Origin of the sequence: Saccharopolyspora hirsuta (assembly GCF_008630535.1) — a bacterium.
GTDB classification, from domain to species: domain Bacteria; phylum Actinomycetota; class Actinomycetes; order Mycobacteriales; family Pseudonocardiaceae; genus Saccharopolyspora; species Saccharopolyspora hirsuta.
Genome location: NZ_VWPH01000001.1, coordinates 434899 through 447626 on the forward strand (window position 1 = coordinate 434899; position 12728 = coordinate 447626).

15 protein-coding genes are annotated in these 12728 nt (G+C 72.9%); 7 read left to right on the forward strand and 8 right to left on the reverse strand.

The window, feature by feature from the left end; genetic code table 11:
* Positions 1 to 46: 46 nt before the first annotated feature.
* Positions 47 to 547 (forward strand): Lrp/AsnC family transcriptional regulator, encoded by a 501-nt coding sequence (locus F1721_RS01970; RefSeq protein WP_150064744.1) that lies wholly within the window; start codon positions 47 to 49, stop codon positions 545 to 547.
* A gap of 9 nt (positions 548 to 556) precedes the next feature.
* Here F1721_RS01970 and F1721_RS01975 read toward each other — a convergent pair whose 3' ends face one another.
* The 3 genes from F1721_RS01975 to F1721_RS01985 all read right to left on the reverse strand — a co-directional run bounded on the left by F1721_RS01975 (position 557) and on the right by F1721_RS01985 (position 3357).
* A complete protein-coding gene (locus F1721_RS01975) occupies positions 557 to 1354 on the reverse strand; it encodes an exodeoxyribonuclease III (protein ID WP_150064745.1) in 798 nt (265 codons plus the stop codon).
* Between the two features lie 208 nt (positions 1355 to 1562).
* Positions 1563 to 3047 (reverse strand): CoA transferase, encoded by a 1485-nt coding sequence (locus tag F1721_RS01980; protein ID WP_150064979.1) that lies wholly within the window; start codon positions 3045 to 3047, stop codon positions 1563 to 1565.
* 97 nt (positions 3048 to 3144) lie between these two features.
* Positions 3145 to 3357 (reverse strand): hypothetical protein, encoded by a 213-nt coding sequence (locus F1721_RS01985; RefSeq protein WP_150064746.1) that lies wholly within the window; start codon positions 3355 to 3357, stop codon positions 3145 to 3147.
* 173 nt (positions 3358 to 3530) lie between these two features.
* On the opposite strand from F1721_RS01985, the gene F1721_RS01990 reads away from it, so the two are divergent.
* Genes F1721_RS01990 through F1721_RS02015 form a run of 6 tightly spaced genes read left to right on the forward strand, consistent with a single transcriptional unit; the run spans position 3531 to position 8802 of the window.
* On the forward strand, positions 3531 to 4100 hold the full coding sequence (locus F1721_RS01990) for a DNA polymerase ligase N-terminal domain-containing protein (protein ID WP_150064747.1): 570 nt from the start codon (positions 3531 to 3533) through the stop codon (positions 4098 to 4100).
* A 6-nt stretch (positions 4101 to 4106) separates the two neighbouring features.
* Complete coding sequence (gene ligD, locus F1721_RS01995) at positions 4107 to 4970, forward strand: non-homologous end-joining DNA ligase (protein ID WP_150064748.1); 864 nt, start codon at positions 4107 to 4109, stop codon at positions 4968 to 4970.
* A 5-nt stretch (positions 4971 to 4975) separates the two neighbouring features.
* Positions 4976 to 5185, forward strand: a complete 210-nt coding sequence (locus F1721_RS02000) for a hypothetical protein (RefSeq protein ID WP_150064749.1) — start codon at positions 4976 to 4978, stop codon at positions 5183 to 5185.
* A gap of 55 nt (positions 5186 to 5240) precedes the next feature.
* Positions 5241 to 5732, forward strand: a complete 492-nt coding sequence (locus tag F1721_RS02005) for a 2Fe-2S iron-sulfur cluster-binding protein (protein ID WP_150064750.1) — start codon at positions 5241 to 5243, stop codon at positions 5730 to 5732.
* A complete protein-coding gene (locus F1721_RS02010; protein WP_150064751.1) occupies positions 5729 to 6715 on the forward strand; it encodes an FAD binding domain-containing protein in 987 nt (328 codons plus the stop codon). Before F1721_RS02005 ends, F1721_RS02010 begins: the two co-directional genes overlap by 4 nt.
* Complete coding sequence (locus tag F1721_RS02015) at positions 6712 to 8802, forward strand: xanthine dehydrogenase family protein molybdopterin-binding subunit (protein ID WP_150064752.1); 2091 nt, start codon at positions 6712 to 6714, stop codon at positions 8800 to 8802. The genes F1721_RS02010 and F1721_RS02015 overlap by 4 nt, the downstream gene beginning before the upstream one ends.
* On the opposite strand, the gene F1721_RS02020 is transcribed toward F1721_RS02015, so the two are convergent.
* The 5 genes from F1721_RS02020 to larE form a co-directional block, all read right to left on the reverse strand.
* Complete coding sequence (locus F1721_RS02020; protein WP_246154028.1) at positions 8799 to 9581, reverse strand: SGNH/GDSL hydrolase family protein; 783 nt, start codon at positions 9579 to 9581, stop codon at positions 8799 to 8801. The two genes, F1721_RS02015 and F1721_RS02020, sit on opposite strands and share 4 nt — an antisense overlap.
* A gap of 74 nt (positions 9582 to 9655) precedes the next feature.
* On the reverse strand, positions 9656 to 10045 hold the full coding sequence (locus F1721_RS02025) for a nuclear transport factor 2 family protein (protein ID WP_150064753.1): 390 nt from the start codon (positions 10043 to 10045) through the stop codon (positions 9656 to 9658).
* A gap of 40 nt (positions 10046 to 10085) precedes the next feature.
* Complete coding sequence (gene larC, locus F1721_RS02030) at positions 10086 to 11225, reverse strand: nickel pincer cofactor biosynthesis protein LarC (RefSeq protein WP_150064754.1); 1140 nt, start codon at positions 11223 to 11225, stop codon at positions 10086 to 10088.
* On the reverse strand, positions 11222 to 11890 hold the full coding sequence (gene larB / locus F1721_RS02035) for a nickel pincer cofactor biosynthesis protein LarB (protein WP_150064755.1): 669 nt from the start codon (positions 11888 to 11890) through the stop codon (positions 11222 to 11224). Before larB ends, larC begins: the two co-directional genes overlap by 4 nt.
* Entirely contained in the window at positions 11887 to 12711 is an 825-nt protein-coding gene (larE, locus tag F1721_RS02040) for an ATP-dependent sacrificial sulfur transferase LarE (protein WP_150064756.1), read from the reverse strand. The genes larB and larE overlap by 4 nt, the downstream gene beginning before the upstream one ends.
* Positions 12712 to 12728 lie beyond the last annotated feature (17 nt).

Sequence of the window (12728 nt, forward strand, 5' to 3'; positions counted from 1 at the left end):
CAAGTCATCCGCGAGCAATCGGGACGAACGGCTTCAGGGGTGCGTGATGATCGACCAGACGTCCGGCGGGAGCGGTCTTCGGCGCGGGCGGGCCGGACGAACGGCACCCGCGCTGGACGACATCGACGCGCGCATCGTCGACGAGCTGGTCCGCGACGGCCGGATGTCCATCCGCACCCTGGCCGAACGGGTCAACATCTCCCGGAGCAACGCGCACAGCCGGGTGGACCGGCTGCTCGACAGCGGGGTGATCACCGGGTTCCACGCCCGCGTCGAGCCGACCAGGGCCGGGCTAGGCACGGCGGCGCTGATCGGCCTGTCCATCGAGCAGGACACCTGGCGCGAGGTGACCCGGCGGTTGGCCGAGATCGACTCCGTCGAGCACGTGGCGCTGGTGGCGGGGGAGTTCGACATCGTGGTGCGGGTGCGCACCGAGGACAACGTGTCCCTGCGCAACCTGGTCTTCGACCACATCCAGTCGCTACCGGGCGTGCGGACCTGCCACACCTGGCTCATCTTCCACGAGTTCGAGCCAGAACACCGCTGACCGGCGAGGTCAGGGGAGGTCGACGTCGACGACCACCGGGGCGTGGTCGGAGGTGCCCTTGCCCTTGCGGGCGTTGCGGTCGACGTAGGCGTCGGTGACCGCGCCGCTGAACCGGTCGTTGCCGTAGACCAGGTCGATGCGCATGCCCTGGTTGTTGGGGAAGCGCAGGGCCCGGTAGTCCCAGTAGGTGAAGGCCACGTCGTACTTCAGGGGGCGCGGGTGGACCTCGGTCAGGCCCACCTCGGTGAGCGCGGTCAGCGCCTTGCGCTCGTCCTCGGTGACGTGCGTGCAGCCCGCGAACTCGGCGATGTCCCACACGTCGGCGTCGGTCGGCGCGATGTTGAAGTCGCCGAGCACGGCGAACGGGAGCTCCGCCAGCTCCTCGGCGGCGGTGGCGCGCAGCGCGTCGAGCCAGCGCAGCTTGTAGGCGTAGTGCGGGTGGCCGACCTCGCGGCCGTTGGGCACGTACACCGACCACACGCGGACCCCGCCGCAGGTGGCGCCGATCGCGCGCGGTTCCTGGGCCTCGAACATCGCCCCGTCGGCCATGAACCCGGGCTCGTCGAGCAGGCCGCGCCGCACGTCGTCGATGCCGACCTTGGACAGCACCGCGACCCCGTTCCAGCGGCCGGTGCCGTGCGCGGCGACCTCGTAGCCCAGCTCACCGACCTCGTCGTACGGGAAGGCGTCCTCGGCGCACTTGAGCTCCTGCAGGCACAGCACGTCCGGCTCGGCGGTGCCCAGCCAGTCGAGCAGCTTCGGCAACCGGGCCCCGACGGAGTTGACGTTCCAGCTAGCGATCCGCACGCCAGAACCCTCCCACACGACCCCGTCAGCTCAGCCGGGCACCCGGGGGTGCGATTTCATTGAGGTTTTTCCAACCTCGTTACCTGCCGGTCGGTGCCGGTCGCCCTTCGCAGCTGCGGTCTACGGGCAGGATGAACAAGTTCAATGGAAATCGGACCTCCGATTTCCATTGAAATCGCACAATGTCCGCCGAGGTCGGACGGCCGGGTCAGCGGGGGAGCCACTCGGGGCGGGAGGAACCGCGGGGGACGAGGACGTGGCGGTAGGCGCCGGGGGTTTCGCTCATCCGGACCTGGTCGGTGACGCCCTGGTAGCGGCCGAGCGGGGTGTCCGCGGTGAAGGTCTCCGGGGGCAGGTAGGCGTGCTCCTCGCCGGTGCCCGCGATCGCGCGGGCGTAGTCGCGGTCGAAGATGCCCATGCTCAGGATCCACAGCGCCGCGCGGGTCAGCGAGACGTGCACCCGGTAGCTGCCGCCCTCGGTGGCGCGGCGGACGAGCGCCTGGGCGGTGCCGAGGGCCATCAGCCAGGACACGATGTAGTCGTTGACCACCAGGATCGGCGGCAGCTGCGGGGTTTCGCCGTCGCCCTCGAGGTTCATCATGCCCACCACGCTGCCCGCGGACTGGTCGAAGCCGACCCGCCCGGCCCACGGTCCGGTGCGGCCGTTGAACGAGGTCGTGACGTGCACGATGCCCGGCCGCGCCGCGGCGGCCTGCTCCGGGGACAACCCGATCTGCTCCAGGTAGCCGGGGCGCCGGTTGGCGAAGAAGACGTCGGCGTCGGCGAGCAACCGCTGGATCAGCTGCGGGCCCTCGCCGCGGTAGGGGTCCACTGTGGAGGAGCGCATGCCGACGTTGGCGGTGATGTAGGTGACGTCGTGCTCGAGCTCGTTGGGCCGCCACAGGTTGAGCACGTCGGCGCCGTGCAGCGCCAGCGCCCGCCCGGCGCCCGCACCGGCGATCACGTGCCCCATGCCCAGCGCCCGCACGCCGTCCAGCGGTGCGCTGCCGCCCGGCCGGAACGGTTCGGGTTCGCTGTCGCCGATCTTGGTGATCTCGACCAGCGGCTGGTGGGCCAGCGACTCCTGGTAGTGCGGTTCGGCGAACAGCTCGGCCGGGGTCCGCAGCATCGGCAGGACCACGCCCGCCTCGGCCGCGGCGTCCTCCAGGTCGCGGCCCCGCCACCCGGCGATCGCCTTGGCGACCGCGTCGGCGTCGTCGGGCACGTCGAGCAGCTTCTGCGCGCCGACCTTCAGCTTCGGGTACGGGTTGAGCGGCATCACCCAGCGGTCGTCGGCGGTGCGGTAGAAGGCGAAGCCGAGCGCGTTGCCGACGTTGGCCGGGCTGCTGCCGGGGTAGCCGTTGAGCAGCTCCCACTTGCGGTCGTAGAACGGGCACAGCCGGTGCGGGGCGGTGCGCAGGTCCACCTCGATGTCCTGGCCGGGGCCGCCGCGCAGCTGCCAGATCTTGGCCATCGCCACCGACTTCGCGGCCAGCGCGATGGCGGCGGCGCCGCCGAGCCGAAGCGTGCTGGGCACCACCGGGTCGGCGCCGCGGAAGGTGATCCGCCCGCCCGAGTCGGCCGGGCTCAGGTCGACCCCGGCGAGCACGTCGGTCAGCTCGGCCAGCAGGTCGAAAGCGTCGTCCGCGGCGGGTGCGGCCATCGCGCGGGTGATCCGCTCGGTGAGCGACATGGTGCCTCCAGTGCGCATCGACTTTTCATTAACGATGCTAACTAGCTGTCGGCCGGGCGGCTCGACCGATCCGGGCAGGCCGGTGTGACCGCAGCGGTCACGGAACGGCGGGCTCGCCTGCGTACTGGTAGCGCCACACGCCGTCGGCGCGGCGGTCGTGCCGGTCGTAGCGCGCGCACGGGGACTCGCCATCGCGCGGGGAGGGGAAGGTGAACTGACCGAGGGGTAAGTCCGCCTCCGGCGCGGGGATGATGAACGACCGGCCGTCCTCCGGGCCGCCGATCAGTTCGGCGTGCACGTGCTGCTGCATGGATGATCTCCCTGGCTGCGTCGTCGCCCTTCTCGCCCCATAGGAACAAATGCGCTGCCCGTTGGTTCCAGGTTTCACCCGATCGTCTCAACTTGATGTGTCAGCAGGCGGTTTTCGCAGTCCAGCCCGATTGCGCTTGGTTAGCGGACGACCACTCCGGGTAGGACCGGGGCATGGCCGAGGACAAGCTCGCGACCTACCGGCGCAAGCGCGATCTGAAGCGGTCCGGGGAGCCCAGCGGCGGTGAACCCGGGGATCAGCCGCGGTTCGTGGTGCAGCGGCACGACGCCTCCAGCCTGCACTACGACTTCCGGCTCGAAGTCGACGGCGTGCTCAAGTCGTGGGCGGTGCCGAAGGGCCCGTCGCTGGACCCGCGGGAGAAGCGGCTGGCCACCCCGACCGAGGACCACCCGCTGGACTACGCGGACTTCGAGGGCGAGATCCCGGAGGGCTACGGCGCGGGCACGGTCATCGTCTGGGACACCGGTACCTACCGCAACGACACCGAGCGCGACGGCGAACCGGTGCCGATGGCCGACGGGCTCGACGCCGGGCACGTCAAGGTGCGGCTGCACGGCACGAAGCTGCGCGGCGATTTCGCCCTGACCCGCAGCAGGATTCGCGGGCGCGAGCAGTGGCTGCTGGTGAAGGTCGACGACGACGGGGCCGACCGGCGGCGCAACCCGGTGAGCACGCAACCGGAATCGGTGCTCTCCGGTCGGACGAACGACGAGCTGCGGTGACCGGCGGTGAGCGCGCAGCTGGAGGTCCGGGGACGTCGGTTCGAGGTGTCCAACCCGGACAAGGTGCTCTACCCGGACGCGGGTTACCGCAAGCAGGACGTGCTGGACTACTACCGCTCGGTTGCCGATGCGATGGTGCCGCACACCCGCGGGAAACCGGTGACGCTGCGGCGCTTCCCGGACGGCATCGACGACGGCGGGTTCTTCCAGAAGGAGGCGTCGGACCACTTCCCGGACTGGGTCCGGGTGGTGTCCGTGCCGCAGCGCGGGGAGCGCGGGGTGGTGCACCACGCGGTCGTCGACGACGCCGCGACGCTGCTGTACCTGGCCGGTCAGGCCTGCCTGGAGTTCCACATCGCTCTCTCCACAGTGGATGATCTGGAGCGGCCGGTGCTGGTGGTGCTCGACCTGGACCCGCCGGACGGGGTCGGGCTGACCGAGCTGCGGGAGGTGACCCGCCGGATGTGCGAGCGGTTCCGCGACGCCGGGCTGCAGCCGCACGTGCAGGCCACCGGCGGGCGCGGTTTCCACGTCGCCGCGCCGCTGCGCGCCGAGCGCGGGTTCGACGAGGTCCGGGCCGAGCTGCGGGAGCTGGCCGGGGAAGCGGTGCGCGACGAACCGCGGCGGCTGACCGTCGAGCAGCGCAAGGACAAGCGGGGCGACCGGATCTTCCTGGACACCAACCGCAACGCCTACGGCCAGACGATGATCGCGCCGTACTCGCTGCGCGCCCGCCCCGGCGCCCCGGCCGCGACCCCGCTGGACCTCGACGAGCTCGGCCGCGCGCGGCCGCAGTCCCACGGCCTGGCGAACATGGCCCGCCGGTTGGCGCAGAAGGACGATCCGTGGGCCGATCTGGACCGGAGGTGAGCAGGATGTCCGAGCACCCGGAAGAACCCGAGACCCTGCAGGGCGCCGAGAGCCTGGACGAGGAGGAGCTCGGCGGCGACTCGGTGGAGCGCGGGGTGCAGCCGCCGGACAGCTGGACCACGGCGACCGAGAGCCGCCCGACGCCCCGCGAGGAGCGGGAGGGCGGGTCCCTCGACGAGCGGCTGGCCGAGGAAGTGCCGGACGAGGACCGGTGAATGCGGGTTCCGCGACCCGGGTACACCCGGTGAACAGGCCTTGAGGGGAGGGGCAGTGGACACCGAGATCACCCTCGTCGTGGACGGCGTCGAGCACCGGCTGACCGTCGACACGCGCACCACGGTCCTCGACGCGCTGCGGGAGCGGCTCGGCATCACCGGCCCGAAGAAGGGCTGCGACCACGGGCAGTGCGGCGCGTGCACGCTGCTGCTCGGCGACCGCCGGGTCAACAGCTGCCTGATGCTGGCGGTGGCCTACGACGGCGCCGACCTGCGCACCGCCGACGGCTTGGCCGACGGGGACCTGCACCCGGTGCAGCGCGCGTTCATCGAGCACGACGCTTTCCAGTGCGGCTACTGCACCCCGGGGCAGGTGGTGTCGGCGGTGGGGATGGTGCGCGAGATGCGCGAAGGCGAGCCGAGCGCGGTCACCCCCGACGCCGTGGACCTGGCCGACGAGGTGCGCGAGCGGATGAGCGGGAACCTGTGCCGCTGCGGGGCCTACGCCAACATGATCCCGGCCATCGTGGAGGTCGTGCGGCGATGAGACCGTTCCGCTACCAGCGCGTCCCGGACGTCAGCAGCGCGGTGAGCACGCTGGCCGCCGATCCCGAGGCGGCCTACCTGGCCGGTGGCACCAACCTGGTCGACCTGATGAAGCTGGAGGTCGCGGTGCCGGACCTGCTGGTCGACGTCCGGGGCCTGACCTCCGACCGGATCGTGCAGCACCCGGACTTCGTGCGGATCGGCGCGGCGGCCACCAACAGCGCGCTGGCCGCCGACGAGGTGGTCCGCCAGCGGTTCCCGGTGCTGTCGCAGGCCGTCCTGGCCGGTGCCTCGGGGCAGCTGCGCAACCTCGCCACCACCGGCGGCAACCTGCTGCAGCGCACCAGGTGCGTGTACTTCCAGGACATCAACACCCCGTGCAACAAGCGCGAACCGGGCACCGGCTGCTCGGCGCGGGAGGGCTTCCAGCGCGAGCACGCCGTCCTCGGTGCTTCCGAGGCGTGCATCGCCACGCACCCCTCCGACATGGCCGTGGCGCTGGCCGCTCTCGACGCCGTGGTGAACACCGAGGGCCCGGCCGGGTCGCGGGCCATCCCGCTGGTGGACCTGCACCGGTTGCCCGGCGACGAACCGCAGCGGGACACCGTGCTGGAGCACGGCGAGCTGATCACCTCGGTCGACGTCCCGCTGCTGGACTTCGCCACCAACTCCCGGTACCGCAAGGCGCGCGACCGGGCGTCCTTCGCGTTCGCGCTGGTGTCGGTGGCCGCGGCCGTCGACGTCGCCGACGGCGTGGTGCGCGACGTCCGCCTGGCGCTGGGCGGTGTCGCGCACAAGCCGTGGCGGGCCAGCGACGCCGAAGCCGCGCTGCGCGGCGCCGAGGCATCGGCCGAGGCGTTCCGCCGGGCCGCCGATGCCGAACTCGCCGGGGCGCGGCCGCTGCCCGGCAACGAGTTCAAGGTTCCGCTGGCGCGCAACATGATCGTCGGCGTGCTGTCCGAGCTGGCGGGGGTGCCGCGATGACCGCGACGACCGGCATCATCGGCGCCCCGGTGGACCGCGTCGAAGGGGCGGAGAAGGTCCGGGGCGCGGCGCTGTACGCGGCGGAGCACCCGGTCGACCGGCCGGTGCACGCCTTCCCGCTGCAGGCGGAGATCACCCGGGGCCGGATCACCCGCATCGACACCGCCGAGGCGATGGCCGAACCCGGGGTGGTCGGGGTGCTCACCCACGAGAACGCGCCGAAGCTGGCTTCGACGCAGGACGCCGAGCTGGCCGTCCTGCAGTCCCCGGAGATCGCCTTCCACGGCCAGCTCATCGGGGCGGTGCTCGCGGAGAGCGTCGAGGCCGCGCGGCGGGCGGCGCAGGTGGTGCACGTCGGCTACGAGCAGCAGGCTCACGACGTCGACCTGCACCCGGCGCGGCCGGACCTGGTCAAGCCCGACCTGGTCAACGGCGGGTTCCGCACCGACACCGCCGAGGGGGACGTGGACGCCGCGCTGGCCAGCGCCGCGGTGGTGCTCGACGAGGTCTACACCACGCCGCAGGAGCACAACAACCCGTTGGAACCGCACGCCACCATCGCGAGCTGGTCCGACGGCGACCTCACCCTCTACGACTCCACGCAGGGCGTGCACTGGGTTCGGGAGGCGATCGCCGCGGTCTTCGGCCTGGACCAGGAGCGCATCCACGTGGTGTGCCCGCACGTGGGCGGCGGTTTCGGGTCGAAGGGCCTGCCGCACGCGCACGTGGTGCTGGCCGCGATGGCCGCGCAGCACGTCGCGCCGCGCCCGGTGAAGCTCGTGCTGACCCGGCAGCAGATGTTCACCGTCGTCGGCTACCGCACCGGCACGCTCCAGCGCATCAGGCTGGGCAGCGACGCGACCGGACGGCTGACCGCGATCAGCCACGACGCGGTGTCGCAGACCGCCCGGATCAAGGAGTTCGTCGAGCAGACCGCGGTGCCCACCCGCACCATGTACGCCGCGCCGAACCGCCGCACCACGCACCGGGTCGCCGAGCTGGACGTGCCGGTTCCGTCGTGGATGCGGGCCCCCGGCGAGTGCCCCGGCATGTTCGGCCTGGAGGTGGCGGTGGACGAGATGGCCATCGCCTGCGGGCTGGACCCGGTGGACTTCCGGATCCGCAACGAACCGGAGACCGATCCGGCCACCGGCCGCGCCTTCTCCAGCCGCAACCTGGTCGCCTGCCTGCGCGAGGGCGCGCAGCGCTTCGGCTGGGCGCAGCGCAACCCCGCCCCGCGCTCCGGCCGGGACGGCCGCTGGTGGGTGGGCACCGGGGTGGCCGCCTCGACCTACCCGGTGTTCACCATGCCCGGCTCGCGCGCCACCATCCAGGCCCGGCCGGACGGCCGCTACCGGGTGCTGATCGGCGCGGCCGACATCGGCACCGGCGCGTGGACGGCGCTGACCCAGATCGCGGCGGACGCGCTGGATGTGGACATGTCGGAGGTCCAGCTCAGCATCGGCGACACCGACCTGCCCTACGCCTCCGGCGCCGGTGGCTCCACCGGGATCGGCTGCTGGGGCTCGGCGATCGTGGACGCGGCCCGCCGCCTGCGCGCGCAGCTGCCCAACGGCGAACCGATCCCCGACGAGGGCGTCGAGGTCACCGGGTCCATCCCGGACAACCCCTACGCCGGGCAGCTGGCGATGCACAGCTTCGGCGCGCAGTTCGCCGAGGTCCGGGTGCACGCCGACACCGGCGAGGTGCGGGTGCCGCGGATGCTGGGCGTCTTCGCGGCCGGTCGGGTGGTCAACGCCAAGACGGCGCGGTCCCAGCTGCTGGGCGGGATGACCATGGGCCTGTCGATGGCGCTGCACGAGCACAGCGTGGTGGACCCCCGCTACGGGCACGTGGTCAACCACGACTTCGCGGAGTACCACATCGCGACCAACGCCGACGTCGGTGAGATCGAGGTGGACTGGATCGACGAGCACGACCCGTACGTGAACCCGATGGGCACCAAGGGGATCGGCGAGCTGGGCATCGTGGGCACGGCGGCGGCGATCGCCAACGCCGCCCACCACGCCACCGGCATCCGCGTCCGCGACCTGCCGATCACGCTGGACAAGTTCCTGAGCGCTTAGGACCGGTCCAGGCGCAGCAGCACCCGCAGGCCGTAGCGGACGAGGTCGTGGCCGCGCACGAACAACCACGGCAGGCCCTTGGCGATCAGCCAGCGCAGGTGGTCGAAACCGCTGGTGCGCACGCCTCCGGAGGACTCCAGCGAGACCTCGCCGGGCACTGCCACGCCGACGGCCTCGAACTCGTCGGCCAGCGACGCGGCGAGCAGCCGGTGCCCGAGCTCGGACGGGTGCAACCGGTCGACGCTCCACGACGACGGGTGGTACACGCCGGGCAGCCGGTCCAGGTCCACGACCCCGGCCGCGTGTTCGGCCGCGACGTCGTCCAGGACCCGGTTCAGCGCGTCGATCCGCCTGGTCAGCGCGTCGCGCAGCGGCCCGGGCAGCCGGAAGACCCGCGCGTGGTCGTGGTAGCGGACGGTCACGACGGTCGCCCCCGCAGCGGTCAGCGCGCGCAGGACGTCGGCCAGCATTCGCCGCAGCCGCAGCGGATCGAAGTCGTAGCGCATGGTGTCGTTCATGCCGACCAGCACCACAGCCGCGTCAGGTGCGGCGCGCAGAGCCGCGGGCAGCTGGGTGCTGTGCACGTCGGCGACGCGCGCACCGCTGGACGACATGTTCGCCAGTTCCGCCGCACCGAGCGCTTCGGCCAGCAACGGCGCGAAACCCCGCCACCCACCGGCCACCGGATCGCCCATGCCCGCACCGACCGAGTCGCCGAGGACGGCGAGCGCACGAATTCGTCGCGGACCCCGCAGGTCCGCCAGGATCGCCTCCCGCACGTGATCAGCGTGCTGGGTGATCACCGTGCCGCGGTGAGGCAGCGGTGACCATCCGGCGACCGCTGGGCGAAGAGTCAGCGCGCGTCAGCCGGGGTGCAGCCCTTGCCCGGCCAGAACGGCCACTCCTCGAAGGCCCGGCACCTGCCGTCCGCAGCGAACCGGACGATCCACAGGTCGCGGTACTCCTGCGGCTCCGGGCCGCCGTAGTGGACCTCCACGCGGACGACCGCGGTGTCGCCTTCGAGCGCCACCGGGCTGCTGGTCATCCGGAACTGCTCGTCGGGGCCGGTGCGCTCGGCCTCCCACATCCGCGCGATGGCGTCCAACCCGACGACCGGTTCCAGGTACGGCGCCTGCTGGTAGCTGGCGTCCGGGGTGAAGAGCTCGGCGAGGGCATCGACGCCCGGCGCGCGCCACGCCCGCTCGTACCCGGCGACCCACGCGAGCGCTCGTTCCCAGTCCATGGTCCGGGAAGTCTGGCACAGCCCCGGAGCCCGCGCTTTTTCACCGCTCCGCGGCGAGGGCCCGGGCGGCGACGGTCCGCAGCGGCAGGCCGAGGGCGTCCGCGGCCGCAGCCACGTCGTCGTGCTCCGGCTTGGTGTGCCAGGGTCCGTGCTTCAGGCGGATCCGGTGACCGTCCACGGTGACCTCCGTGGTGCGGCGGGGGAGGGCCCGGCGGTCGACCGGGTGGCGGCGGACGCCGAGGCTGCCGGTCTCGGCCAGGACCAGCTCGGTCAGCTCGGCTTCCCGGTTCGGGTGGCACAGGACGTGCAGCACGTGCGCCGGGCGGGACTTCTTCGTCGTCGACGGAGTGGTCCACGCGTCTGCCGCACCGGCCCGCAGCGCGCGATCGATGACGTGGCCGAGCAGTTCGCCGGTCACATCGTCCACATTGCACTCCAGGACCACCATCGGCTCGACCGGCTCGGCGGTCAGCGGGGCGCCGAGCGTCGCCGAAAGCACGTTGGGGCGCTGGGCGAATCGCTTGGTCCCGGCGCCGTAGGCGGTTTCCCGCACGGTCATCGCCGGAGGTGGGACGAACCTGGTCCCGGCGGCTTGGAGCAGTGCGGCACCAGTGGGTGTCACCGTCTCACCGGGCAGGTCCGTGCCGACGACGGCTGCGCCGCGAAGGAGCTGCAGCGTCGCCGGAGCGGGTGCGGGGAGGAGGCCGTGGGCGCACCGGACCGTGCCGCTGCCCAGCGCCAACGGGGCGGAATGCACTGCTGTGACGTCCAAAGCGTGCAGAGCAGCGGCCACGCCGACGGTGTCGACGACGGTGTCCAGACCGCCGATCTCGTGCAGGTGCACGTCGTCGGGGTGCTGGCCGTGCAGCGCGCCTTCCACCTCGGCGATCGCGCGGACCGCCGCCGCGGCCAGCTCCGCGACGGGTTCGGGCCGGGCCTGCCGCACCCGCGCGAGGAGTTCCGAGGCGCGCCGCTCGGTGCTGGTGTCGTCGACCTCCACCACCGCTCGGGTCGCCGCGATGCCGTCGACCTGCACCTGCTCGGCGCGCAACCGACAGCCCGCCAGGCCGGTCGACTCGACGGCGGCGCGGACCTCGTCCAGCGGTGCCCCGAGCCCGATCAGCGCACCGAGCAGCATGTCCCCGGAGACACCCGTGACCGGGTTGAGCCAGAGGATCATCGACGCCCCGCCGCGGTGTGGGCCAGCCGGTGCGCGGCCATCGCCGCCCCGAACCCGGAGTCGATGTTGACCACGGTCAACCCCGCCGCGCACGAGGCCAGCATGGCCAGCAGCGCGGTCACGCCGTCCAGCGCCGCGCCGTAGCCGGTGGACGTGGGCACCGCGACGACCGGGCACGCCACCAGACCGCCCACCGCGCTGGCCAGCGCCCCCTCCATCCCGGCCACCACGATCACCGCGTCCGCGCCCGCCAGCTCCTCGCGGACCGCCAGCAGCCGGTGCAGACCGGCCACCCCGACGTCGCGCACGACGTGCGTGGTCAGCCCGATCGCGGTGCACACCGCCTCGGCCTCGGCGGCGACCGGCCAGTCCGCGGTGCCCGCGGTCGCGATGCACACCCGGAACGGGCGCGGCGGAGCCGGTCGCCACACCAGCAGCCGCGCGGTCTCGTGGTAGCTGCCGCCGGGGACCCCGACCTGCGCGGCGGCGTCGGCGTCCAGCCTGGTGACCAGCACCGGGCCGGTGCTGCGGGCGAGCAGTTCGGTGACGATGCCGGTGATCTCCGCGGGCTGCTTGCCGGGCGCGTAGACCACCTCCGGCAGCCCCTGCCGGGCCTCCCGGTCGGTGTCCACCCGCGCGTAGCCGAGGTCGGCGAACCCGGTCACGACGCGCTCCGGACCGGCAGCAGCGGCAGCAGCGCGTTCATCCGCCCGCTCCGGAACCCGCCCAGGTCGACGGCGCAGAACTGGAACCCGGCCTCGCGCACGACCCGGTCCAGCTCGGCGCGCTGCGCTGCGGCGCGGGCGATGTCGTCCTCCGGGACCTCCAGCCGCGCGACGGTGCCCTGGCCGTGCGCGCGCACCCGGCAGACCTCGAAACCCAGTGCGCGCACGGCGGTTTCAGCGCGCTCGATGCGCCCGAGCACCTCCGGGGTCACCGGGTCGCCGTAGGCGACGCGGGAGGCGAGGCAGGCGGCGGCGGGCTTGTCCGCGGTGGCGAGACCGAGCTCCCGGCTCACCCGGCGAACGGCCTGCTTGGTCAGCCCGGCGTCCACCATCGGCGCGACGGCGCCGCGCTGCGCGGCCGCCCGTTGGCCGGGGCGGTGGTCGCCGAGGTCGTCGAGGTTGGTGCCCAGCGCGATGCGGCCGCCCAGCGCGGCCGCCAGCGGCTCGATCGCGTCGAACAGCGCCGATTTGCAGTGGTAGCAGCGGTTTCCGTCGTTCGCGGCGTACTCGGGCCGCTCCGCCTCGTCGGTGCACACCTCGACGTGCGGGAAGCCGCGGGTGCGGGCGAACTCCTTGGCCTGCCGCCGTTCCGCGGCGGCCAGGCTGGGGGAGACGGCGGTGACGGCCAGCATCCGCGGCCCCAGCACCTCGTGCGCCACGGCCGCCAGCAGGGCCGAGTCCACACCCCCGGAGAACGCCACCACCAGGGCGTCCTCCGCGCTGATCCGCTGCCGGAGCCGAGCGAGTTCGGACGCGCTCACGGGCTCACTCCTTCCAG